Raw genomic sequence first — 23,087 nt, 5'->3', positions numbered from 1 at the left:
ACAATCTGTTGCCCCGTGACGGCATTGTGCAAGACTATGGCCTGATTTTAACGCCTCAGCAGAGCGAGCAATATTTACAGTATTTTTTAACTCATCTGGCCTGGCAACATGATGAAGTGCGGTTGTATGGAAAACACTATAAAACTGCACGCAAAGTGGCCTGGTACGGTGATGAAAATTACCAATATCATTACTCCGGCACATTCAAGCAAGCTCATGTCTGGACACCCGGATTATTTCGTTTAAAGCAGCAGATTGAAAAGTTGGTCGGACATTCGTTTAATTCCTGCCTTGCCAATTTATATGAAAATGGTGATCAAGCTGTAGGCTGGCATAGTGATGATGAACCGGCTCTGGTTTCTAAAGCCGGTTTTGAAACCGTAATAGCTTCATTAAGTTTTGGCGTAACACGGAAATTTAGTTTTAAGCATAAAACCAGTCAAGAAAAAGTGGATCTGCTATTACATAGTGGCCAATTGATAGTGATGCGCGGCCAAACCCAGCAGTACTGGAAACATACCTTAAGAAAATCGACAAAAATTATTGAGCCGCGGGTGAATCTCACTTTTCGTTATTTTTATCCGTATGAACATTCATAAAAACCCCTCATGAGTGTATAAAAAAAGCCCATATGGGGATGAGCTTTTTTTAAGTTTGAGGAGCACTTTAACATGACATCTCATTATCATGGAATAATGGATACTGAAGAACAATAATCATATTATGAGAATATATTGTTAAATTCAACATATTTTAGATTAAAAAATATAATCATTCCTCAAATTAACCATTAGTCTTACTGATGGGTCAGGGTCATAAATTTCTTTTCGATTAAGTCGGCATTGTCGCGTAATATCTCAATTAACTTTTGGAAATTGGTAAATTCAAAGCGGTTTCTAGAGGCCAATAAGGTCAAAGCCAAAGGCGGTTCTTTGCTGGAAAACTTCACTGGAATAGAAAGAGTGGCGAAATTCGGATCAACTTCACCATTGGAAAAATAATAGCCCTGCTTTTTAATCTGCTTCATTTGCTGTATGAACTCTTCTTCACTATGGGCAAATCCAACTTCAGACAGTTCGCTGGCAAAGCGTTGGTAGTAGTCTATGATCCGCTGTTTCGGCAAATGAGCCAGAATCACCTTGGCAGAAGAGCCTTTATAAATCGGTCGAGGACAACCACGGCCATAAATGAGCGTGGTCAGGTCTTTATACAATTCGTGATGAATATCAATACATGAATCATAATTTAAATGCGTAAGCAGACAGCCGAATTCAGTACGCTCTACAATCTGCTGCATAAAGGGAATGCTGATTTGTACCAAAGGGTCGGTGGTGCGGGAAATATAATCCAGCACGGCAATTTTCGAGCCGAGCGTATAGTCACCTGAAGTTCCACTGAGGCGCTGCAACAATTCTGCCGAAACCAATTCTTTTAAATAACGGTAACTTGTGGGCTTAGAGAGTCCTAATTCCTCACTAATAATGTCCACATTAATAATAGGGCGAGACACCGAAAATAAATCCAAAACGGTGAGAATCTTACCAAAACTAGAAAGTGCCATAAGTACCTGCTTGGTCAAAGCATATAAAAGAGAAACGAATCAATATTACTTTATAACAAAAAATCAGGTAGAGCAGGGCTTTTGTTGAGACAATGCCGTATTTGTCAGCATTCAAAAATATTTTCCATGCAGCATGAGGAAATAAATAACAAGATATTTAATATATCTTGTTTGTTTAAGCTTAATTATCATAATAAGATATTATTATTGACTTTATAAGGTCTTTTTGAAAGAATAAAACAAATAAATATCCAATGATGAATTTTTAACCTAATTTGGTTAGCTGTTTTATTGTTCTATTTCACAGGCATAAATGCTGTGCAATCTTCTCCATTCATTTTGAATGACGCTCATCTTTGATGACATGTTTAAACATGTCTATTTTGACATGATCCATCTTCAGGGTGGATCGTGCTAGGAGTCGTCGTTACAAAATTAGGGGAGAAGGTCTAAACCCTAATTTGAGATTCGTCCATGCTGCTTACCAAACAAGTACTCGCATTTCGTCCCAGCAAGATGGACTGGATTTTTGCGATTAAAACGTTTTTGGCAGGCATGCTTGCCCTGTATGTGGCCTTTGCGCTGAATCTGGCTTATCCCATCTGGGCAATTGGAACAGTGTTTGTGATTGCCAATCCCTTTTCCGGGATGACTTCTTCGAAAAGTTTATACCGGGCACTTGGAACCTTATTCGGAGCAGTGGTTTCGGTTGCAGTGACTCCGCTGCTGATTAATACGCCGTGGCTATTTACTTTGTTTTTGGCCGCATGGGTGGGGTTTTGCTTATATATCTCAATGCTTGATCGGACCCCGCGTAGCTATGTATTTATGCTGGCGGGTTATACCACGGTCATTATCAGCTATAACATTATTTATAACATCGACACGGTATCGATGTTTGATATGGCAATGGGACGTTTTTTAGAGATTATGGTGGGGGTGGTCTGTAGTGCCATTGTAACTACGACAATTTTCCCGCTGCATATTGGTCCAGCCGTAGCCTCAAAGGTGTCTAAGTCCTTTAAGGACACCAAAACCTTATTTGACCAAATTTTACTGGATCCCTCCAAACTGGGAAATTACAGTACCGCACTCAGTCAGCTTGCGCGTGATATTGCTGAAATTCATGTCATGGCCGTGCACCTGTCTTATGAAAAATCAACCTTGCAGGGGATGACCAAACCGTTGCAGGAAATGCTGCATCAACTGAGCATGCTGGTGGCGAATCTGGTGGCGATGGCGGAGCGGGTCAAGCAGCTGGATCAAGCCGATAGTCGTTACCGTACCCAGCTTCAGGTGATCCACAATCATAGTGCGGCATTTTTAAAAGCTGATCAGGATATTCAGGAGCAGACATTAAATCAGTTACCTGAAAATTTTGAACAGGATTTTGCCCATTTAATGGCAACTGCACCTGCTGAACAGCAGGTAATTTTGGCCAGCCTGAAAATGGATATTCGCCATTTCATCCAGAATATTCGTGCGATCAGACTGATTTGGCAGCGTCTTCAACAGGGCGATGCTTCACTGCCTGAAAGCGTAACTCCCCTGAGCACGACCTATCCGAATTTACACCGTGACCATGGGATTGCGCTACGGGGCGGGATTTCCGCATTTATTGTGGTGATCATTGCTACAGGATTCTGGATTTTAAGTGGCTGGAAAGCCGGTTTTATGATGGCGGAAATGGCAGCGATTAGTGCCTGTATTTTAACTGCGATGGATAATCCGGTACCGGCGCTCAAGCTATTTGTGCGTGGCAATATTTATGCAGGGGTGATGGTATTTATTTATGCCTATGGCATTTTCCCGCACGTGACCTCGTTCTGGGAATTGGCACTGGTACTGGCCCCTTTTGTGATTTATTGCCTGATGATGTTTCCCCATCCGCCACTCACCGGGATTGCCTTGCCCTTATTGATGGGAACCATCATGGGCTTGAACTTGCAAAACCATTACGCACTGGATCAGGTTTTTTTCTTTGATGCCACCATCGGTTCTGTGCTGGGACCGATTATTTCAATTTATATCATTCATCTGGTTCGGGCGATGTCTCCTGAAATCACGGTACAGCGGATTTTGTCGCTGCATTACAAGGCAATTCGTCAAGCCTTATATCTTCCTTACGGTGTGCAATTCCGGACCCATTTGCGCAGCATGTTAGACCGGATTGGAATATTGAATACCAAGATGGTTCAGTCAGAAAAATTAAAGCTCCAGATTAATCTGGCTTTGGTGGAAACCAGCGCGGTAATTGACCTGACACGATTGCAAGAGCTAATGAATCGACTTGCTTCTGATCAAGCCATTTTGACTAGTCTGGAAGATCTGCAACAAAGTCTAGATGACTATTTTCGTGCCAAAGAAAATGCACAAACGCAGTTAATTTCAAATCTTCATCAACAGGTTGTTTTAAAAATCAGACAGTTAAAAAAAGAGACACAGCATTTGGAGCAGACGGAAATTGCCCAGCGGATTCAGATTTCTTTAAACAATATTCGCAGCAGCCTGTGTCATGAGCCGATACAGCCTCAAGACCACACTGAACTTGGAGAAGTTGTTCATGGGTGAGTTAAATGTCTATGGGGTGTATGTCCCAGTTCTGCTGATTCAGGCGGTGCTGGCTTATGTTCTTCTGCGTCTGTTGATGCGTGTGCTTGACCGTTTTGTGGAGCAGGGCTGGATTGCGTTACCGAATATTTTTTATCTCTGTATTTATCTGGTGTTGCTGTGGCTGGTGCATTGGGGTTTTATCGTCTGCTTGGGCTAAGCAGCTATCTTTTGAAATGAATGAGGTTTTTCCATGACATCCTTAGACTTGCGTAAAGTCGTCCGACCGGTACTATTTATTTTAGTCGCGGTCGTGGCAATTTTGGCGGTAAAACACATTTGGGATTATTACAATTCTGAGCCCTGGACCCGTGATGGTCGTGTACGGGGCGATGTGATTCAGGTTTCTTCCGATGTTTCTGGCTTGGTCACTGACGTCTTGGTGCAGGATAACCAGACCGTGAAAAAAGGGCAGGTGTTGTTTAAGATTGATGTGGCCCGTCAAACCCTGGATGTGGAACAGGCCAAATCGGATTTGTCTAAAGCCAAAGCCAGTTTGGCTGCCGCCGAGGCCGAACTGGCTCAGACCAAAGCCAATCTGGTGAAATCTCAGGCCAATATCAAGTTGGCAGATAAAAATGCCATCCGCTATGCCAACCTGATGGAGGGAGCGATTTCGAAACAGGAACAGGACCAGATCTTTGCAGCGCGTGATCAGTCGCATGCCGAACATGAGCAAATGCTGGCTGCAATTGAACAGGCTAAAGCCAATATTGTGCAGCAAAAAGCCTTGATTGAAGTGGCGAATAGTAATCTGCACTTATCAGAACTGAATTTAAACCGATCTGAAGTGGTGGCGCCGACTGATGGTACCTTATCCAATTTTGAATTGCGGGAAGGTAATTATGTCAAAGTGGGGCAGGCAGTGGCTGCACTGTTAAATCGTCAGCAGCTCTATGTCGTGGGTTATTTTGAGGAAACCAAACTCGACAAGATTTATGTTGGTGCTCCGGCAACCATTCAGTTGATGGGCGATGCGCAAAAACTCAAAGGCCATGTGCAGGGCATTGCTTCCGGGATTGAAGACCGCGAACGTACATCTACTACGGGTTTGCTTGCCAATGTGAATCCCACCTTTAGCTGGGTACGGCTGGCACAGCGTGTTCCGGTTAAAATTGTGATAGATGAGCTGCCTAAGAATCAGCTGGCTTTTGTGGCAGGACGTACTGCGACCGTACATATTCTGAAAAAAGATCAGCCATAAATTTAGCCTTGTTCATTTCAAAAAAAGCATACGAGAGATTAATGCTGATCTAAGGAGTTGATAACAACCCCTTAATTAAGTGGTTCATGACAGAGTCTTACTGCCTTAAATTAAATTTTTGCAGCTCGTATGTTACTTTTGTTTTGGCAAAAGTAACCAAAACCATTTGTCATCCGCAAAACTCGTCCATTACCATCAACTAAAGAATGTATCGCAGAAACAACCACTTTTTTAATCTTGCGGTGCAATGCACCTCATGCCTCAAACAATTGCGGATGACGTTTCCGTGTATCAAACAAAATGCTGAATTTATAAGAATAATGCCAGTCAATTATTGAACGGACTGGCATTATTCTAAAAGATGTTTTTTATCTTTACGGTGCGATACCTTCAGGATTTCGATACCAGCTCTCGATGAATAAGGCTGCCGCGATGCTGTCCGCAGCTAATTTTTTGCCACGCCCCTGAGCTTGATAATGATCCAGTTCATCACGTGCTTCACGGGTGGTCAGGCGTTCATCGACCATCAAGGTTTCAATATTGGTTTGATGGCGCAGACGCCGGGCAAATTTACGCGAACGGGCTGAAAGTTCAGATTCGCTATCATCCATATTCAAAGGTAAACCGACAAGAAATAAGGTTGGTTGATACTGTTTGACAATTTTCAGTAAAGCATCCCAGTTCGGAATGCCGTCTTTCATGGGAAACAGGGCTAGGGGATTAGCACTTTCAATCAGCGATTGACCCACCGCCATGCCCATTTTCTGGGTACCAAAATCAAATGCCATGATCATGTGCGGTTGTGATAAATCAGGCATGTCCAATCTCTGATGACAGCCAGGTACGGTCTAGGCCCATTTTTTTATAGGCAGCATCCCAGCGGTCGTCATAAGGTAAGTTAAATATTAAATCCATATCTGAATCACAGATTAGCCAGTCACCACGGGAAATTTCTGCTTCCAGTTGATTTTTGCCCCAGCTGGCATAGCCCAAGGCAATTTGGTAGCGTCCAACGCCTTCATTGTGGGCGATGGCATCCAAGATATCTTTCGAGGTAGTGATACAGACATTTTCACCGACAGCAATGGATGAATGCCAGGTCGGCTGACCGGTATGCAGTACAAAACCGGCTTCGGGGCGCAACGGTCCGCCTTGCAAGACTGCATGGGGATTGACGTTATCTGCTTCAATTTCCAGGTCATTCAACAATTCCTTGATTGAAAGACCGGATGGACGATTGATGATAATACCTTGCGCACCATCTTCATCATGGCGTGCCAGATAAATAACGGTATTGGCAAAAAAATCATCGCCCAAATCAGGAGGTGCAATGAGACAGCGATGTGTCAGATATTGTTTAGTCATCTAAGCCATTCCCCCTTAAAATCAAAAACTGATTAAATTAATAAAGCGCTTATGACCAAGTTACTAAACTAATTGGGTTTCGCCAATCATTTTTTGTGATTTAAACCTCAAATTTATACCTGTTGAAACTTAAGTTGACGTAACTGCTTGGCATGTTGCAGTGTGGTGTCATTAATTTCGACACCGCCGGTCATACGCGCCAGTTCATCAATGCGCTGTTCTTCTGCAAGATTGATGATGGTACTGCTGGCCGGATCGGTCTGGAGTTTTTTCACCAGTAAATGTTGATCGGACTGTGCTGCCACTTGAGCCTGATGGGTAATACATAAAATCTGTACATGCTGGGCCAAATCTGCCAGTAAACGACCGACCATTTCCGCTGTTCCACCGCTAATCCCGACATCAATTTCATCGAAGACCAGCACTTCCGATTCGGTTTTTTCCGCGTTCATGACTTGCATAACCAGGGCAATACGCGACAATTCACCCCCGGAGGCCACGCGTGCCAAAGGCTGCGGTGGTATTCCCTTGTTTGCAGTAAACAGCAATTGAATAAAGCTGAGACCTTCAGCGCCTGCCTGTTCCAAAGGTTCAAACTTGAATTCAAAATAGGCTTCCGGCAAAGCCAGCTGTTTGACCTGTTCAGTCAATTGTTTCGCCAAAGGCACCGCAGCTTCACGGCGAATTTCATCCAGATATTGGGCTTTGGCTAAAAAATCCTGATGTGATAACTCGACTTGTTCAGCCAGGGTTTCCGGGTCTTCCAGCTGATGCAATTGCTCAAGTTCAGCTTGCCAGGCCTGATATTCTTCTTTTAAGGTTTCTGGTTGAGTGCGGTATTTTCGCGCGAAACGGTGGAAAATTTCCAGTTGCGAGTTCAACTCTTCCATGCGTTCAGGATCGAAACTTTGACGATCGATAAACTGCCGCAAATTTGCCGTTGCATCATCTATTTCACTTTGTGCATTGATCAGTGAATTATAGATTTCGGAAAGTTGTTCGCTACGACCGGCATGTGATTCCAGACGGCGAATAATTGAAGCCAGTTCCTGGGTCAGATTTTGTTCTGCTTCATCCAGCACATTTAAGCTATAACTGCAGTCCAGCATGATATGTTCGTGATGGCTTAAACGGTCAAATTCCTGTTCAATCTCTTTATAGTCAATCTGGCTAAGCTCTTCGAGTTCTTCCAGTTGTAACTCTAGCGTTTCAATGCGCTGTTTACGGGTGGCCTGAGCATCTAAAGCCGCCTGATGCTGACGGATATCTTTTTGCCAGGTGCTATAGGCATTACGCACATCTTGCGCAGGTTGATAAAAGTTGCTGTAACGATCCAGCCAGTGCTTGGGATAGGGCGGTTCTAACAGTTGTTGCTGGCTGTGCTGACTATACAGTTGTACCAATAAACGGCCAATCTCTTTCAGTTCAGACAGACTGCTTGGACGGCCATTAATCCAGGCTTTACTACGACCCGTGGCAAAAATCACCCGTCTTAAATGAATTTCACCTGATTCATCATCCAACTCATGTGCTTTTAGCCATTGGGCTTCAGGGCTCTGTTCCTGATAACTAAAAATAGCGGTCACATCGGCTTTATCCGAGCCAAAACGCACGTAATTGGTATCGGTACGTTCGCCTAGGCAAGCAGACAGGGCATCCAGTAATAATGATTTACCCGCTCCGGTTTCGCCTGTCAGGACATTGAAACCTTGTTCAATATCAATGGCTAAATGATCGGCTAAAGCAAAATTGATCAGAGTTAAATGTGTCAGCATAAACGCATCCAAGCTGCGAAAAGTTTTAATCTAAGATAGTGAAATTTTGTTTTGGTCACAAGACAGCTTTTATTTTAAAAGGATTTAAAACATCAATATCTTACCTTATCTGGGCAAAGAAAATGAAACTTGCAGTTGAAAATAGCTGATTAAAATTTTCCATCGATCACTTAAACCCTGTTTTTATAAAAAGATCAAAAATCTCATTCATCCCTTGATTCAGCCTTGCAAAACCTGAACCCGACTAGAGCCAGAGTAATGCAACTACTTTCAAGAATGAATCAGAACAAAGAATGCTATTCACCTTTGGTCGGGGAAACATCAGCCGCAATTTGTGCATATAATTTCATTATTGAAGATGTTCGTGCACGGCTCGTTCGTTTTCTTCTTCAGCCTAAAAAAATATTTGTAAAAATTTGAAAAATATTGATTTAGCGGGATGAAACAGCGATTGATTAGTTTAATGCTCAGCTTTAAACTAGCTCGAGCAAAAATTATAAATGCGCATTATCTGGAGAATACGCATGTCAAATCAGTTTGATCACGTTTCGGTTGTCAAAAAGTCGAATGTTTATTTCGATGGATTGTGTATCAGTCATACCGTACAGTTTGAAGATGGCACCAAAAAAACCTTAGGGGTGATTTTGCCAACAGAACAGGCATTAACCTTTCAAACGCATGTGCCTGAACGTATGGAAATTATTTCAGGTGAGTGTCGTGTACAAATTGGCGACAAAATCGAAAGTGAATTGTTTCGTGCCGGTCAATCTTTTTATGTACCAGGCAATAGCCGTTTCAAAATCGAGACCGATGACGTACTCGATTATGTCTGTCATTTCGAAGGCTAAGCATTCGTTCTAGAGAAGACAAAGAATTTTTAACTTGAATCGGTTAAACTAGATTCAAGCATCAATCCTGTAAAGCCTGCTTTGCAGGATTTTTCTTTTTTGTATTATCAGCATAAATTTTAGAGGCCGTTCATGGCAAAACCAGAATATTATTATGGCGTTCACTCGGTGGAGTCATTATTGGAACTCGAGCCTGAGCGCGTACTGACTTTATTTACCTTAAAAGGTCGTGATGACCAGCGTTTGAAAAATGTGCTGGCTCTGGCTGAACCCTTCGGCATCAGTGTACAGCAAGCCAGTCGTGACAAGCTGGAAAAACTGGCAGGCCAGCCTTTTCATCAGGGCGTAGTGGCGGCAGTACGCCCACATCCGGTGTTGAATGAACAGGATCTGGATGCAGTACTGAAGCAAAATCCTCAAGCGCTGTTACTGGCACTGGATCAGGTCACCGATCCGCACAATTTGGGCGCATGTATTCGTACAGCGGCTGCCATGGGTGTGGAAGCAGTAGTGGTTTCACGTGATCGTTCTGCAAGCCTAACGCCAACAGCACGTAAAGTGGCTGCAGGTGGCGCAGAAAAGGTGAAGTTTATTCAGGTGACCAATCTGGCGCGTACTTTGGGCAATATCAAAGATGAATTTAATGTCCGTGTAGTCGGAACCATGCTGGATGAAAAAGCCTTACCAGTGGATAAGTTTGATTTTACCGGTACAGCAGTATGTATAGTGATGGGTGCTGAAGATACCGGTCTACGTCCGATTACCCAGTCGCAATGTGATCAGACGGTCTATATTCCAATGGCAGGAAACTTGCAGAGTTTAAATGTCAGTGTTGCCACAGGGATGGCACTGTATGAAGCTTGCCGTCAACGTAACGTGTAATTTTTTTTCTTTCAAATTTAAAAGTTGTTTGCTATGTCTCCCCGGTCTCAAGGTTATCTTTATGTCGCCATTACCATGTGTATTTGGGGAGGATTTACCATTACTTCCCGCCTGAATGCCCAGTGGGGAATTAGTGCTTGGGATATCACAGCACTACGTTTTGCGCTGGCTTTCTGTATTTTAATGCCTATTTTGCTCTATAAAAAAGATACTGCTTTTTTATGGAAAAAAGAACCTTTTCTGCTGGCGATGATCGGCGGGGTAGCGTATTGCTTAACCTCTTATACGGCATTTCATTATGTGCCTGCAGCCCATGCCGCCATTTTCCTGAATGGTTGTCTTCCACTGTGTACAGCCGTAGCTGGGCTTGTATTATTTAAACAGCCTTTAGATAAACACATCTGGGTTAGTTTGGTGATTATGCTGAGCGCGATCACTGCCATGAGCTTTTTGATGTATCAGGAAACCGGAGTGGCCTTTGGTTTTGGCGACATGCTCTTTTTCCTGAGTGCGATCTGGTGGGGCATTTTTACCGTGCTATTACGGCAATGGCAACTCTCTGCCTGGCATTCCATGGCCGGTGTTGCTATCTGGTCGGCAATTGTTTATGTACCAATTTATCTGCTGTTTCTGCCGAAAAATTTAACTGCGCCTGAACCTATGCATTTACTGTTACAGGTGGTTTTTCACGGGATCTTTGTGGTGATTGTCGCTACACTGACTTATGTAGAAGCTATTAAGCGTCTGGGTGCATTCAAGGCAGGAAGTATAGTCACTTTGGCACCGTTTATGGCAGCAATTCTGGCCGTACCACTTTTGGGTGAGCCTTTAAGTGTGGCCATTATTTGTGGCTTGATCGGGATGGCAATTGGTGCAATACAGCCTTGGCGCTGGATTGGTCATCAAGACAGTTTGAAACAGCGAATTGAGCAACAAAAAAAGCAGTCTTAAAGGACTGCTTTTTTATAGCTTAGCGTTTTAAATAAGCTTCATGTAATGGCTTTAAATGACTGTAGAGATGATCAAGATGACCATCATTCAGCACAATATCATCCGCCAAACGACGTTTTTGTTCACGTGGCATCTGGGACTGAATAATTTTTTCAATTTGTTCAATGGACTGGTGATCACGCATAGCCGCCCGCTGAATCTGCAAATCAATCGATGCATCGATGAGCAAGGTATGATCAGTCAGTTCATGCTGGCTAGTTTCAAACAGCAGAGGAGAAACCAGAATCACATAAGGACTGGTTGCCGCTTGCAGTTGTTGAATAATGGACTCTCGAATTGCCGGGTGGGTAATGCTTTCTAAAGTTTTACGTGCATCCGAATCTTTAAAGATGTGTTCACGTAAAGCCCGGCGATTCAGCTCGCCATTCTCTAATAAAACCCAATCACCGAAAGCAGCATGAATTTGTTGTAAAGCAGGTTGGCCCTTTTCAACAATTTCACGGGCAACAATATCGGCATCGACCACAGTAATGCCCTGGGTTTCAAACCATTTACTGGCGGCCGATTTTCCACTACCAATTCCTCCAGTTAAACCCAAGATAAACATCATATATATACCTAAAAATTACTGTCCTAAATAGATTTTCATAATCTGCTCACCCCAAATAAATGCAATCCATCCGGCAATGGCGATATAAGGACCGAATGCAAAAGGCTGGTTCTCTTTGCGTATTTTGAGCAGAATAATACCAATGATTGCACCAACGAAAGAAGAAAGTAATACGATCAATGGGAGCATCAATGGTCCCATCCAGGCTCCTAAGGCAGCCAGCAGTTTAAAGTCACCATAGCCCATGCCTTCTTTACCGGTAATAATCTTAAACAGATAATAGACAATCCATAAACATAAGAAGCCAATAATATAGCCCCAGATGGAAGACATTGGACTGGTATAGATACTATAGCTATTAATGCCCAAACCCAGTGCTGCCAGGGTTAAAGTATAACGGTCAGGCAGAAGCTGGGTGTCAAAATCAATAAAGGTAAGTGCGATCAAAACCCAGGTGAGGATTAGACCAAACAGCATCTGTAGGGTAGGACCGAAGACGGCCACAATGATCAGGGAACACGCAGCAGTCAACAATTCAATCAAAGGATAACGAATACTGATTGGGTTTTTGCACGAACTGCATTTACCACGTAAAATCAGCCAGCTGATGAGAGGAATGTTTTGATACCAGCGAATGGGGGTCTGGCATTTCGGACAGGTTGAATCAGGCTTGCTGAGGGTGATCTTTGTTTCATCAATCATGGCCTGTTCGGGATGCAGTAATATTTGACAATCCTGCCGCCATTCCTGTTCCATCATTTTAGGCGTTCGATAAATCACGACATTTAAAAAACTGCCAATACAGAGACTAAAAAGCCCAACTGCAAGATATAAGGCAGTTGGGTTAATCATAAAATAAGCGATAAATTCTTGCATTAAACCACAGAGCCCATTTGGAAAATTGGTAGATACATGGCAATCACCAGACCACCGACCAGTACCCCAAGTACAGCCATGATTAGAGGTTCCATCATTGAGGTTAGGCCATCTACTGCATTGTCGACTTCATTTTCAAAATGAGTGGCAACTTTATCCAGCATGGCATCCAGCGCACCGGACTCTTCACCAATGGCGACCATCTGTACAGCCATAGAAGGGAATTTGTTGGTCACTCGCATGGCAAACTGTAATTGTTGACCGGTTGCTACATCATCCCGGATTTTCATTACCGCAGTTTCATAAACCACGTTATTAGTTGCACCCGCTGTAGATTCCAAGGCATCAATCAAGGGAACACCGGCAGCAAAAGTAGTCGCTAAGGTTCGACTGTAACGGGCAATAATGGCTTTATAAACAAGATCGCCAAAAATAGGTGCTTTAAGTGCAGCTCTATCGAGGAAGTCACGGAATTTTTTACTACGTTTTTTTGCTTCAAGGAATCCAGCAATTATTGCACCAACTGCAATGATCAGAATAAACCAATATTTTTGCATCCATTCAGACATATTCACCACCATTTTGGTAAAGGCCGGCAAATCTGCACCAAATGAACTAAATAATTCTTCGAATACCGGTACCACTTTGACCATCAAAATAATAGTAACAATAACAGCTACAACTACAACAGTTGCTGGATACTTCATGGCTTTTTTGATTTTTTGCTTTAAAAGCTCACTTTTCTCTTTATAAATTGCGACGCGATCCAGCATAGTTTCCAAGGCGCCTGACTGTTCACCAGATTCAACCAATGAGCAAAATAAGTTATCAAAATATTGAGGATATTTTTTAAGTGCACCAGCAAAGGTATTCCCGCCTTCGACTTCACCTTTAATCCCTAATACAACTTCACGCATGGATGGATTTTCTAAGCCTTCAGCGACGATTTCAAAGCTCTGCACGAGGGGTACACCGGCTTTCATCATGGTTGCCAGTTGACGAGTAAAAATAGTGATATCGAGCGTGCTGACTTTCTTTTTCATTAAGCCTTCGAAAATATTTTTTCTTTTTTCCCGAATGGTCTTAATGGTAATTCCTTGCTTGCGTAAAGTCACTTTAGCAAGTGCCATATTACGCGCAGGTAATTCTCCCTTAAGCTTTTCCCCTTTACGATCAATGCCTTCATAACTGAAGGTTGGCATCATCTGTGCTTTTTTGGCAGCCATGTGCATTTATCCTTATTTTTAAATTTTCATTTATTCACTGGTTACACGATTGACTTCCTGTAGGGAAGTCACCCCCTGCATAACCTTGATTAATCCTGAACGTCTTAAATTATTAAACCCCGATTTTTGAGATGCTGCTGCAATTTCTAGTGCATTGCCATCTTCCATAATAATTTTCGAAATTTCAGGTGTCACTTTCATGACTTCATAAATACCAACACGACCTTTATAACCCTCACGGCACTCGGAACAGCCTACAGGTTGATAGACCTGAAAGTCTTCATGTTGAAGATCTTCTTCTCTAAAACCCATTTCTAACAAACTCGGTTCCGGAATATCTGCAGGTACTTTACATTGAGAGCATAAACGACGTGCTAAACGTTGTGCAATCACCAAGTTGACGGAGGTCGCAATATTAAAGGAAGGGACGCCCATATTACGTAAACGGGTCAAGGTTTCTGGTGCACTGTTGGTGTGTAGCGTAGACATTACCATATGACCCGTCTGAGCAGCTTTAACAGCAATTTCTGCGGTTTCTAAATCTCGAATCTCACCGACCATCACAATATCGGGATCTTGACGTAAGAATGATTTAAGCGCAGCCGAGAAAGTTAAACCCACTTTAGCATTGACATTGACCTGATTAATTCCTTCCAAGTTAATTTCTACAGGATCTTCTGCAGTGGAAATATTGGTGTCTTCGCGATTTAAAATATTCAAGCCCGTATACAGGGATACGGTTTTACCAGAACCGGTTGGACCTGTAATCAACAGCATGCCTTGAGGCTTCTCCAAGGCTTGCATAAACAGTTCTTTTTGCTCTGGTTCATAACCCAAGGCATCAATACCTAGCATGGCACTAGATGGATCCAGAATACGTAGTACCAGTTTTTCCCCAAATAGGGTCGGTAAAGAGTTAACACGAAAGTCGATGGCTTTGGTTTTTGAAAGCTTAAGCTTAATCCGTCCATCTTGAGGTAAGCGCTTTTCAGAAATGTCCATTTGTGACATGACTTTTAAACGCGAGGCCAGGCGTGTAGCAAGTTGTAGGGGAGGATTGGCAATCTGACGTAACACGCCATCAATACGATAACGAACACGGTATGATTTCTCATAAGGTTCAAAATGTAAATCGGAGGCACCCATACGAATCGCATCAATCAATAATTTATTGATATATTTTACAATAGGGGCCTCATCCGCTTGTGGTGGACCATCATCTTCATCCGCAGATTTGTTGAAATCTTCTTGTTCGAGATCGAGATCGATATCTTCATCAGAAAACTCGAAACTGTCCGCTTGAGTAAAATTTTGTTCGATGAGTTTGTGTAATTTTGGGTGTTCTACAATAATCGCTTCAATATTCATTTTACTGCTGAAGCGAATCGCATCCATTGCATCTATATTGGTGGGGTTGCTGGTGGCGACGTAGAGTAAATTACCACGTTTAAAAATGGGTAGAATACAATGTTTACTAATGAGTTTTTCATCTATCCCTTCTCGGATAATTTGCGCAGAATCATAGGCGCTCAAATCAAAAAGAGGCTCTCCAAATTCTTGAGAAATTTTCTCGGCAATATCTAGAGCTGAAATCTTTAACTGATCAATTAAAAAAGGGACAATATCCTGATTGGCTTTTTTGGCATTCACGATCGCATTCTGCATATTTTCAGCAGAAACTAAGCCATCTTCAACCAACCGCCGAATAAAACCAGTGAATCTAGGTGAACTTTGTAATGCTGCCATGCTTAAATATGCCTGCTTAATCAATTTGTTTATAATTGGTATATTTGAATTATACTTTTGTTAGATAAAAATACCATATCTTAAAATGTTGTCATCTACTTAATATCACATAAAACTTTGAACCAGTCGTAATTACAGGAGGAAGTTTTTTCTTTAGGGTAAAAGTCGAGGTTGCAAAAAAATAAGAATGAGATAAAAAAGCCATGTGAAAATTTTCTAAAAAATCTTGAATTCCGTGTAGAATGTGCGCGGTTTAATGAATTGTTTTTAATAGGTTACTGTATGTCGGGTTCGACTATTACTCCTTGGGTTGTCGGCAATTGGAAAATGAACCCAATGCAGGCAGACGCAAAAGCGTTACTAAAAGATTTTAAAAAATTATTGCAAAATAATGAAATCAAAGAACAAAATTGCTATTTGGGTATTGCGCCCCCTATGCTGGCGTTGAGTGCTGTTCAAACGGAATTGGCAAGTTCAGCCCGTTCTGTTTATACCGTTGCCCAAGATGTTTCTCGTATTGCAGGTACGGGTGCATATACCGGTGAGGTGAGTGCTGATCTATTGAAAGATCATCAGATCGGTTTTGTACTGATTGGTCATTCAGAACGTCGCGAGATTTTTGCTGAAACTGCTCAAATTTTAAATGAAAAAGTGAAGAATACTTTAAATGCAGGCTTAACCATTATTTATTGCGTCGGTGAAAGCTTGGAACAGCGTGAAAATGGTCAGGCAGAGCAGGTGGTCTTGCAGCAAATCTGTGATATTGCCGCAGTGGTGCAGGCTGAGCAGTGGAAAAATATTATCGTGGCCTATGAACCTATCTGGGCAATTGGTACCGGTAAAACTGCTTCACCTGAAGATGCACAGGCAATGCATGCCAAAATTCGTGCAGGTTTGACTCAAATTACACCTTTGGGTGCAAGCATGGCGATTTTATATGGTGGTAGTGTTAAGCCAGAAAATGCAGTAGAGTTGGCTGCCTGTCCAGATATTAATGGTGCGCTGGTTGGTGGCGCATCTTTAAATGCAGAGTCTTTCTATAAAATTGCTCAGGCTTTTGCAAATACAAAATAATTAGGAGTTCAGCATGCAAACTTTTGTGCTGGTAGTACATATTATCTTAGCCCTTTTAATGATTGTATTGATTCTGGTACAACATGGTAAAGGTGCAGATGCAGGTGCCTCATTTGGTGGGGGCGGTGCTGCAACCGTCTTTGGCGCTTCAGGTTCAGCCAATTTTTTAACCCGTCTAACTGCCATATTAACCGCTTTGTTTTTTGTAACGAGCTTGAGTTTAGCTATTTTTGCCAAAAAGCAGACCAGTGATGCCTATAGCTTAAAATCGGTACAAACAACAACCACGGCTCCAGCGAATTCGAATGAAACTTCACCAGTTGCACCGAAAACAGGCGAATAAATATATTTAGTTCTTTCTTTTTGGGTCTGATCCGACTAGAATGCGACACAGCTGCGGTGGTGGTGGAATTGGTAGACACGCTACCTTGAGGTGGTAGTGCCTTCGGGCGTGGGGGTTCAAGTCCCCCCTTCCGCACCAACTTATAATCCAGAACATAAGTTGGTGTAAGCAGCAAATCTGTTGATGCGGGATGGAGCAGTCTGGTAGCTCGTCGGGCTCATAACCCGAAGGTCGTTGGTTCAAATCCAGCTCCCGCTACCAATCTTTATTTTAGATGCAAACTGAAATAAGCACCTTGAATATTTAAGGTGAGATTAATTTTTTGTAATGTTGTTGCGGGATGGAGCAGTCTGGTAGCTCGTCGGGCTCATAACCCGAAGGTCGTTGGTTCAAATCCAGCTCCCGCTACCACTTTTGATTAAGGTGCAACTTAATCCAACAATCGCTGAAGAGTTTTTGATTGAAAATGATCAGCAGATTGTATATAATTTTTGCACGTTGATGCGGGATGGAGCAGTCTGGTAGCTCGTCGGGCTCATAACCCGAAGGTCGTTGGTTCAAATCCAGCTCCCGCTACCAAGTTTCTAAAAGGCTCACAAAAAGGTGGGCCTTTTTGCACAGTGGACTTTGGTTTTTCTGTGTAAATAGGGGCGATTACGCCCTTTTTTATTGGCTATCGTGTAGTGTCCGACATTTATTGGTCAAATCGTCATGTTTCACTACTAATATAGTTGAGTTAGTCTGAACCGGTCACCGCGACCATTAAATCGCACCTTAATAACGAGAGTAAATGAAGCTATCAAATAAAACTCAAGCACTCCAAGACTTAATCGCTCCTGCAGTGCAAGCATGCAATGTAGATCTTTGGGGAATCGAATTTATTCCTCAAGGAAAACGTTCTTTATTGCGTATCTATATTGATAAAGCAGGCGAAACAGATGCACAGCCTGTTATGAATGAAGAAGGCGAACTAGAGCAGGGTCGAGGTATCGGCGTACAAGATTGTGTTCGCGTAACACAGCAAGTGGGTGCCATGCTTGATGTACATGATCCAATTTCTGGTGAATATTCTCTTGAAGTCTCTTCTCCAGGTTGGGATCGTCCATTTTTCCAGCTCGAACAAATGCCAGCCTATATTGGACAGCAAGTCGCATTACGTCTGATTAGTGCTGTAGATAACCGTCGTAAATTTCAAGCAAAACTGATTGCTGTTGATCTTGAAAATGAAATCATTCAAGTAGAAGTTGAAAAACAACAAGTTCTTGAAATTGATAGTCATAATATCGACAAAGCAAATTTGATTTACCAAGATTAATTTATCCAATAAATAAGAATCTGAACGAATAGGTGAGTTATGGCACGTGAAATTCTTACCGTAGTAGAAACGGTTAGTAACGAAAAAGGTGTACCTCGTGAAGCGATCTTTGAAGCGCTAGAACAAGCGCTTGTAGCTGCGACTAAAAAGAAATTTTATGAAGGCACAAACTCGGAAGAAGCACGTTTACGTGTAGAAATCGATCGTAAAACAGGTGATTACCGTACTTTCCGTCAATGGGAAGTAGTGGCTGATGAAGATCACGAAATGCCTGCATGTCAGGATGCGATTTCGGATGTCGATCCTGCCCAGTGGTCAATTGGTGATATTCGTGAACTCGAAGTTGAATCAATTGATTTCGGTCGAATTGCTGCACAAATTGCCAAACAGGTGATTGTGCAAAAAATTCGTGAAGCTGAACGTGCTCTAGTCGCTGATGCCTATGAATCTAAAGTTGGTGAACTCATCTACGGTGAAGTGAAAAAACAAACCAAAGATGGCTTTATTATTGACTTGGGTGACAATGCTGAAGCATATCTTGCTCGTGAAGAAATGATTCCTAAAGAGATTCTTCGTCCTAAGCAACGTGTAAACGCGATTTTATATAGCGTGAATCGTGAAGGTCGTGGTGCACAACTGTTATTGTCACGTGCCCGTCCTGAAATGCTGATTGCGTTGATGAAGAAAGAAATTCCTGAAATTTCTGAAGAAATCATTGAAATTAAAGCAGCTGCACGCCAACCAGGCGTTCGTGCTAAAATTGCTGTGAAAACCAACGATCACCGTATTGATCCTGTAGGTGCATGTATTGGTATGCGTGGTACACGTATCCAGGCCGTACAATCAGAATTGAATGGTGAGCGTATTGATGTGGTGGTGTGGTCTGATGATCCAGCACAGTACATCGCCAGTGCCTTAGAACCTGCAGATGTATCAAGTATTGTGATTGATGAAGATGTTCACAGTGCAGATATCATTTTCGCAGCAAGCGATCAGTTGGCACGTGCGATTGGTTCACAAGGTCAAAATGTCCGTTTAGCCTCTGAATTGACAGGCTACAAACTGGATATGATGCTCGAAGAAGAATTCTACGCACGCCAACAAAACGAAGCTCAGCAATATCTCGACATGTTTGTTAGCCGTCTGGATATTGATGAAGATTTGGCAATGGCTTTGGTTGAGATGGGCTTTACTTCACTTGAAGAAATTGCTTATGTTCCAGCTGAAACATTTGATGAAATTGAGTTGGATGCTGATACTGTTGAATTATTGCAAAGCCGTGCGAAAGAAATTACATTGGCAGACGCGTTAAAACAACAAGAAAACATTCAAGAACCAAGTGCAGAACTTGTGGCAATGCAAGGGATGACACAGGAAATCGCATATGCCCTTGCGGCTCGCGGTGTGGTAACTGTAGATGATCTAGCTGACCAAGCCACTGACGATATTGAAGATATTGAAGGTTTAGGCGCGGAAAAAGCGGGTCAACTTATTATGAAAGCGCGCGAATCATGGTTTAACTAGGAGGAAATATATGACGGACAAGTCGATTAAAGAGTTGGCTCTCAGCGTGGATCGCCCCGTTGAGAAGCTCCTAGAGCAGGTTCGTGACGCAGGTTTACCACAACGTAAAGCTGAAGATATTATTTCCACTGAACAACAAAATACCCTCGTTAACCATTTGAAGAAAGTTCATGGTCAAGACGATGGGCATGCAGGAAAAATCACGTTGAAACGTAAAACAACCAGTACTGCTAAAGTGGCCAGTACATCAGGTAAGGCGAAAACAATTAATGTAGAAGTTCGTAAGAAGCATACATTTGTTAAGCCGGATCCGGAACAAATTAAGGCTGAAGCTTTAGCCAAGGCTCAGGCAGAACAAAACTCGCGTGAAGCTGAGCCAAAGCCAGCAGCGAAAGCTGAAGAGTCTAAGCAACAACCGGTATCTAAAGCAAAACAAGCTTTAGAAGCAATGCGTGCGGCCGCTAAGCAAGAAACGGCTAAGCAAGAAGTATCTAAAGCTGCTGTTGTTGTGACACGTAAGTCAAACAACAAACCGATTGTAAAACAAACAGTTAAGCAAGTTGAAACAGCTGAACAGAAAAAATTACGTGAAGCTCAAGCTGCACAGTTAAAAGCAGTTGAAGAAGCAGCACGTCGTAAGTCGGCTGAAGAAGCTCAACAACGTACGCTTGAACAAATGCGTCAGATGGCGTCGAAATACACTTCTGAAGATACCACTGCAACCATTCGTGTTGTTGATGATTCTCCATTGGCTGCGGGGCTCGTGGGCCAAGCATATGAAGATTCATTTGCCAAAGAAGACCGAGAAATCAAACGTGGTGGTAATACCACAAGTACACGTGCACCGAAAAAAGGTGGACGTCGTGGTCAGGAAGAGCAAAGCTTTAGTAAACAGCCTAAACGTGGTCTAAAAACCAGTCAGGGCAACAAGCATGGCTTTGAAAAACCTGTTAAAAAACAGGTTTATGATGTCGAAATTGGTGAAACTATTGTTGTTGCTGACTTAGCAGCGAAAATGGCAATCAAGGTTCGTGAAGTCATTAAATCACTGATGAAAATGGGTGAACTGGTTACTCAGAACCAGGCCATTGATCAAGAGATTGCAGCACTTGTGGTTGAAGAAATGGGCCACAACCCAGTTCTAGTTTCTGATACTCAGGCTGAAGATAACTTGCTTGAAGCGGCTGAAGAAGCACGTGGTGCTCAAACAACTCGTGCTCCTGTAGTAACGATCATGGGTCATGTTGACCATGGTAAGACATCGCTGCTTGACCGTATCCGTCGCACCAAAGTGGCTGCAGGCGAAGCGGGTGGTATTACCCAGCATATCGGTGCTTATCACGTTAAAACCGATAAAGGCATTATCACTTTCTTGGATACTCCGGGACACGCAGCGTTTACTTCAATGCGTTCACGTGGTGCTAAAGCAACTGATATCGTGGTACTTGTTGTTGCAGCGGATGATGGTGTAATGCCACAAACTGCTGAAGCAATTGATCACGCGCGTGCTGCAGGTACACCCATCATTGTTGCAATCAACAAGATGGATAAAGAATCTGCCGATCCAGATCGCGTATTGAACGAATTGACGACTAAAGAAATCGTGCCTGAACAATGGGGCGGTGATGTACCAGTAGCCATGGTTTCAGCACATTCTGGTCAAGGTATCGATGAACTTCTAGACTTGATTTTGATTCAATCTGAATTGCTTGAATTGAAAGCGTCTGAAGAAGGTGCTGCACAAGGTGTGGTAATCGAAGCACGTGTAGACAAGGGTCGTGGTGCGGTTGCGTCTATTCTTGTACAAAACGGTACCTTGAAAGTAGGTGATTTAGTTCTTGCTGGTTCATCTTATGGTCGTGTTCGTGCGATGACAGATGAAAACGGTCAACGTATTAAATCGGCAGGTCCTTCGATTCCTGTGGAAATTCTGGGTCTTCCAGAAGCGCCAATGGCAGGTGACGAAGTTCTTGTTGTGAATGACGAGAAAAAAGCACGTGAAGTTGCCGATGCGCGTATGGATCGTGAACGCCAAAAACGTCTTGAGCGTCAATCTGCAATGCGTCTTGAAAACATCATGGCGTCTATGGGCAAGAAAGATGTGCCTATCGTCAACGTGGTGCTTAAGACTGATGTACGCGGTACATTGGAAGCATTACACGTGGCGCTTGCTGAACTTGCAACTGACGAAGTAAAAGTACGTATTATTGGTTCAGGTGTCGGTGCAATCACTGAGTCTGACGTAACACTGGCTGAATCTTCTGAAGCAGTTCTTCTCGGCTTTAACGTTCGTGCGGACAACACTGCGCGTCAAAAAGCAGATGCAGACGGTATCGACATTCGTTACTACAGCATCATCTATCAATTGATTGATGACGTGAAAGCAGCGATGAGCGGTAAACTTGCTCCTGAACATCGTGAAACGATTCTGGGTGTGGCTGAAGTACGTGAAGTATTCCACTCAAGCAAATTCGGTGCAGCTGCAGGCTGTATGGTGCTTGAAGGTATGTTACACCGTAACAAGCCAATCCGTGTACTTCGTGATGATGTGGTGGTGTTCCAGGGTGAGCTTGAATCTCTTCGTCGCTATAAAGAAGTGGTTGAAGAAGTTCGTGCCGGTATGGAATGTGGTCTTGCAGTAAAAGGCTATAAAGACATCAAAGTACAAGACAAGATCGAAGTATATGATGTTCAACTGATTAAACGGAGTCTTTAATGGCGGGTAGTCAACGTCTGAAGCGTATGGGAGATTCAGTTCAGCGAGAATTGTCTGAACTGATCCGCCAAGAGCTGAAAGATCCACGCTTAGGTGGTCTGGTGACCATCTCTGCGGTTAAAGTTAGCCCAGATTTAGGATATGCCGAAGTTTATGTAACTGTAATGGGACGTGAGCTGGGCGATGAGCAAAGTGAAGCGGCAAACAAGGAAACTTTAGATGTCTTGAACAAAGCATCTGGTTTCTTGCGTCATGAACTGAGTCGTCGCATCAAGACACGGATAACGCCTCGTTTGCGTTTCCATTACGACAAAACCAACGCATATGGTAACTACATGTTTGGTCTGATTGCAGAAGCAGTGAAGGATTTACCTCCTACTGATGATGCAAAAAAAGATGATGAATAATCACTAAACAAAAAAGCCACCTTCGGGTGGCTTTTTTTATACCTTTAAATCTGG

General features: G+C 42.9%; 21 protein-coding genes and 4 tRNA genes. 17 read left to right on the top strand and 8 right to left on the bottom strand.

The annotated features are described in order from the left end of the window. Window positions 1-599 (top strand): alpha-ketoglutarate-dependent dioxygenase AlkB family protein (locus tag B2Y23_RS02885; protein WP_291368895.1); only part of this gene is annotated, 599 nt, incomplete at its 5' end. 197 nt (window positions 600-796) lie between these two features. Here the strand turns inward: B2Y23_RS02885 and B2Y23_RS02880 are convergent. Continuing rightward, on the bottom strand, window positions 797-1,561 hold the full coding sequence (locus B2Y23_RS02880) for an IclR family transcriptional regulator (protein ID WP_291355767.1): 765 nt from the start codon (window positions 1,559-1,561) through the stop codon (window positions 797-799). A 474-nt stretch (window positions 1,562-2,035) separates the two neighbouring features. Here B2Y23_RS02880 and B2Y23_RS02875 point away from each other — a divergent pair, with 474 nt between their 5' ends. From B2Y23_RS02875 to B2Y23_RS02865, 3 genes are read left to right on the top strand one after another with little or no spacing between them, the layout of a single operon-like run. Beyond that, window positions 2,036-4,132, top strand: coding sequence for an FUSC family protein (locus B2Y23_RS02875; RefSeq protein WP_291368893.1), 2,097 nt, complete (start codon window positions 2,036-2,038; stop codon window positions 4,130-4,132). Continuing rightward, a complete protein-coding gene (locus B2Y23_RS02870) occupies window positions 4,125-4,331 on the top strand; it encodes a DUF1656 domain-containing protein (protein WP_291368891.1) in 207 nt (68 codons plus the stop codon). The genes B2Y23_RS02875 and B2Y23_RS02870 overlap by 8 nt, the downstream gene beginning before the upstream one ends. 33 nt (window positions 4,332-4,364) lie before the next feature. Beyond that, window positions 4,365-5,375, top strand: a complete 1,011-nt coding sequence (locus B2Y23_RS02865; protein WP_291355761.1) for an HlyD family secretion protein — start codon at window positions 4,365-4,367, stop codon at window positions 5,373-5,375. A gap of 374 nt (window positions 5,376-5,749) precedes the next feature. Here B2Y23_RS02865 and ruvX read toward each other — a convergent pair whose 3' ends face one another. The 3 genes from ruvX to recN form a co-directional block, all read right to left on the bottom strand. Then, window positions 5,750-6,193: a Holliday junction resolvase RuvX gene (gene ruvX, locus B2Y23_RS02860; protein WP_291355759.1), complete on the bottom strand. Its 444-nt coding sequence runs from the start codon at window positions 6,191-6,193 to the stop codon at window positions 5,750-5,752. After that, complete coding sequence (locus B2Y23_RS02855) at window positions 6,186-6,740, bottom strand: YqgE/AlgH family protein (RefSeq protein ID WP_291355757.1); 555 nt, start codon at window positions 6,738-6,740, stop codon at window positions 6,186-6,188. The genes ruvX and B2Y23_RS02855 overlap by 8 nt, the downstream gene beginning before the upstream one ends. Before the next feature lie 113 nt (window positions 6,741-6,853). Further along, window positions 6,854-8,515, bottom strand: coding sequence for a DNA repair protein RecN (gene recN, locus B2Y23_RS02850; protein WP_291368889.1), 1,662 nt, complete (start codon window positions 8,513-8,515; stop codon window positions 6,854-6,856). A 524-nt stretch (window positions 8,516-9,039) separates the two neighbouring features. On the opposite strand from recN, the gene B2Y23_RS02845 reads away from it, so the two are divergent. The 3 genes from B2Y23_RS02845 (at window position 9,040) to B2Y23_RS02835 (ending at window position 11,196) form a co-directional block, all read left to right on the top strand. After that, on the top strand, window positions 9,040-9,363 hold the full coding sequence (locus B2Y23_RS02845; RefSeq protein WP_291355753.1) for a pyrimidine/purine nucleoside phosphorylase: 324 nt from the start codon (window positions 9,040-9,042) through the stop codon (window positions 9,361-9,363). Between the two features lie 132 nt (window positions 9,364-9,495). After that, entirely contained in the window at window positions 9,496-10,245 is a 750-nt protein-coding gene (gene rlmB / locus B2Y23_RS02840; RefSeq protein ID WP_291355751.1) for a 23S rRNA (guanosine(2251)-2'-O)-methyltransferase RlmB, read from the top strand. Between the two features lie 33 nt (window positions 10,246-10,278). After that, window positions 10,279-11,196: a DMT family transporter gene (locus B2Y23_RS02835; RefSeq protein ID WP_291368887.1), complete on the top strand. Its 918-nt coding sequence runs from the start codon at window positions 10,279-10,281 to the stop codon at window positions 11,194-11,196. Window positions 11,197-11,215: 19 nt separating this feature from the next. Here the strand turns inward: B2Y23_RS02835 and coaE are convergent, their stop codons facing one another. The 4 genes from coaE to pilB are packed head-to-tail and all read right to left on the bottom strand — an operon-like array spanning window position 11,216 to window position 15,654. Beyond that, the gene (coaE, locus tag B2Y23_RS02830; RefSeq protein ID WP_291368885.1) at window positions 11,216-11,806 is read right to left on the bottom strand and encodes a dephospho-CoA kinase; all 591 of its coding nucleotides are present in this window, start codon (window positions 11,804-11,806) and stop codon (window positions 11,216-11,218) included. A 15-nt stretch (window positions 11,807-11,821) separates the two neighbouring features. Continuing rightward, window positions 11,822-12,682 carry a prepilin peptidase gene (locus tag B2Y23_RS02825; protein ID WP_291368883.1) on the bottom strand — a complete coding sequence of 287 codons (861 nt, stop codon included), beginning with the start codon at window positions 12,680-12,682 and terminating at the stop codon, window positions 11,822-11,824. Further along, complete coding sequence (locus B2Y23_RS02820) at window positions 12,682-13,908, bottom strand: type II secretion system F family protein (RefSeq protein ID WP_291355743.1); 1,227 nt, start codon at window positions 13,906-13,908, stop codon at window positions 12,682-12,684. Before B2Y23_RS02820 ends, B2Y23_RS02825 begins: the two co-directional genes overlap by 1 nt. 30 nt (window positions 13,909-13,938) lie before the next feature. Further along, a complete protein-coding gene (pilB, locus tag B2Y23_RS02815; RefSeq protein WP_291368881.1) occupies window positions 13,939-15,654 on the bottom strand; it encodes a type IV-A pilus assembly ATPase PilB in 1,716 nt (571 codons plus the stop codon). A 282-nt stretch (window positions 15,655-15,936) separates the two neighbouring features. Between pilB and tpiA the strand changes: the two genes are divergently transcribed. From tpiA to B2Y23_RS02765, 10 genes are all read left to right on the top strand, one after another. Next, entirely contained in the window at window positions 15,937-16,728 is a 792-nt protein-coding gene (gene tpiA, locus B2Y23_RS02810; protein WP_291368879.1) for a triose-phosphate isomerase, read from the top strand. Between the two features lie 13 nt (window positions 16,729-16,741). Next, window positions 16,742-17,071: a preprotein translocase subunit SecG gene (secG, locus tag B2Y23_RS02805; protein WP_291368877.1), complete on the top strand. Its 330-nt coding sequence runs from the start codon at window positions 16,742-16,744 to the stop codon at window positions 17,069-17,071. 53 nt (window positions 17,072-17,124) lie between these two features. After that, a tRNA-Leu gene (locus tag B2Y23_RS02800) sits at window positions 17,125-17,209 on the top strand. A 46-nt stretch (window positions 17,210-17,255) separates the two neighbouring features. Further along, window positions 17,256-17,332 (top strand) — tRNA-Met (locus B2Y23_RS02795). A gap of 73 nt (window positions 17,333-17,405) precedes the next feature. After that, window positions 17,406-17,482 (top strand) — tRNA-Met (locus B2Y23_RS02790). 91 nt (window positions 17,483-17,573) lie between these two features. After that, window positions 17,574-17,650 (top strand) — tRNA-Met (locus B2Y23_RS02785). A gap of 211 nt (window positions 17,651-17,861) precedes the next feature. Then, a complete protein-coding gene (rimP, locus tag B2Y23_RS02780; protein WP_291355735.1) occupies window positions 17,862-18,386 on the top strand; it encodes a ribosome maturation factor RimP in 525 nt (174 codons plus the stop codon). Between the two features lie 39 nt (window positions 18,387-18,425). After that, window positions 18,426-19,910 carry a transcription termination factor NusA gene (gene nusA / locus B2Y23_RS02775; protein WP_291355733.1) on the top strand — a complete coding sequence of 495 codons (1,485 nt, stop codon included), beginning with the start codon at window positions 18,426-18,428 and terminating at the stop codon, window positions 19,908-19,910. A 10-nt stretch (window positions 19,911-19,920) separates the two neighbouring features. Further along, window positions 19,921-22,626: a translation initiation factor IF-2 gene (infB, locus tag B2Y23_RS02770; RefSeq protein WP_291368875.1), complete on the top strand. Its 2,706-nt coding sequence runs from the start codon at window positions 19,921-19,923 to the stop codon at window positions 22,624-22,626. Further along, a complete protein-coding gene (locus tag B2Y23_RS02765) occupies window positions 22,626-23,033 on the top strand; it encodes a ribosome-binding factor A (protein ID WP_291355729.1) in 408 nt (135 codons plus the stop codon). The genes infB and B2Y23_RS02765 overlap by 1 nt, the downstream gene beginning before the upstream one ends. Window positions 23,034-23,087 lie beyond the last annotated feature (54 nt).

The organism is Acinetobacter sp. UBA5934 (assembly GCF_002430855.1).
Classification (GTDB): domain Bacteria; phylum Pseudomonadota; class Gammaproteobacteria; order Pseudomonadales; family Moraxellaceae; genus Acinetobacter.
This window is presented reverse-complemented; position numbering and strand designations above follow the sequence as displayed.

Coding starts and splice junctions, on each gene's coding strand:
- B2Y23_RS02880 (WP_291355767.1), bottom strand. CDS start 1,561: ATGGCACTTTCTAGTTTTGGTAAGATTCTCACCGTTTTGGATTTATTT.
- B2Y23_RS02875 (WP_291368893.1), top strand. CDS start 2,036: ATGCTGCTTACCAAACAAGTACTCGCATTTCGTCCCAGCAAGATGGAC.
- B2Y23_RS02870 (WP_291368891.1), top strand. CDS start 4,125: ATGGGTGAGTTAAATGTCTATGGGGTGTATGTCCCAGTTCTGCTGATT.
- B2Y23_RS02865 (WP_291355761.1), top strand. CDS start 4,365: ATGACATCCTTAGACTTGCGTAAAGTCGTCCGACCGGTACTATTTATT.
- ruvX (WP_291355759.1), bottom strand. CDS start 6,193: ATGCCTGATTTATCACAACCGCACATGATCATGGCATTTGATTTTGGT.
- B2Y23_RS02855 (WP_291355757.1), bottom strand. CDS start 6,740: ATGACTAAACAATATCTGACACATCGCTGTCTCATTGCACCTCCTGAT.
- recN (WP_291368889.1), bottom strand. CDS start 8,515: ATGCTGACACATTTAACTCTGATCAATTTTGCTTTAGCCGATCATTTA.
- B2Y23_RS02845 (WP_291355753.1), top strand. CDS start 9,040: ATGTCAAATCAGTTTGATCACGTTTCGGTTGTCAAAAAGTCGAATGTT.
- rlmB (WP_291355751.1), top strand. CDS start 9,496: ATGGCAAAACCAGAATATTATTATGGCGTTCACTCGGTGGAGTCATTA.
- B2Y23_RS02835 (WP_291368887.1), top strand. CDS start 10,279: ATGTCTCCCCGGTCTCAAGGTTATCTTTATGTCGCCATTACCATGTGT.
- coaE (WP_291368885.1), bottom strand. CDS start 11,806: ATGATGTTTATCTTGGGTTTAACTGGAGGAATTGGTAGTGGAAAATCG.
- B2Y23_RS02825 (WP_291368883.1), bottom strand. CDS start 12,682: ATGCAAGAATTTATCGCTTATTTTATGATTAACCCAACTGCCTTATAT.
- B2Y23_RS02820 (WP_291355743.1), bottom strand. CDS start 13,908: ATGGCTGCCAAAAAAGCACAGATGATGCCAACCTTCAGTTATGAAGGC.
- pilB (WP_291368881.1), bottom strand. CDS start 15,654: ATGGCAGCATTACAAAGTTCACCTAGATTCACTGGTTTTATTCGGCGG.
- tpiA (WP_291368879.1), top strand. CDS start 15,937: ATGTCGGGTTCGACTATTACTCCTTGGGTTGTCGGCAATTGGAAAATG.
- secG (WP_291368877.1), top strand. CDS start 16,742: ATGCAAACTTTTGTGCTGGTAGTACATATTATCTTAGCCCTTTTAATG.
- rimP (WP_291355735.1), top strand. CDS start 17,862: ATGAAGCTATCAAATAAAACTCAAGCACTCCAAGACTTAATCGCTCCT.
- nusA (WP_291355733.1), top strand. CDS start 18,426: ATGGCACGTGAAATTCTTACCGTAGTAGAAACGGTTAGTAACGAAAAA.
- infB (WP_291368875.1), top strand. CDS start 19,921: ATGACGGACAAGTCGATTAAAGAGTTGGCTCTCAGCGTGGATCGCCCC.
- B2Y23_RS02765 (WP_291355729.1), top strand. CDS start 22,626: ATGGCGGGTAGTCAACGTCTGAAGCGTATGGGAGATTCAGTTCAGCGA.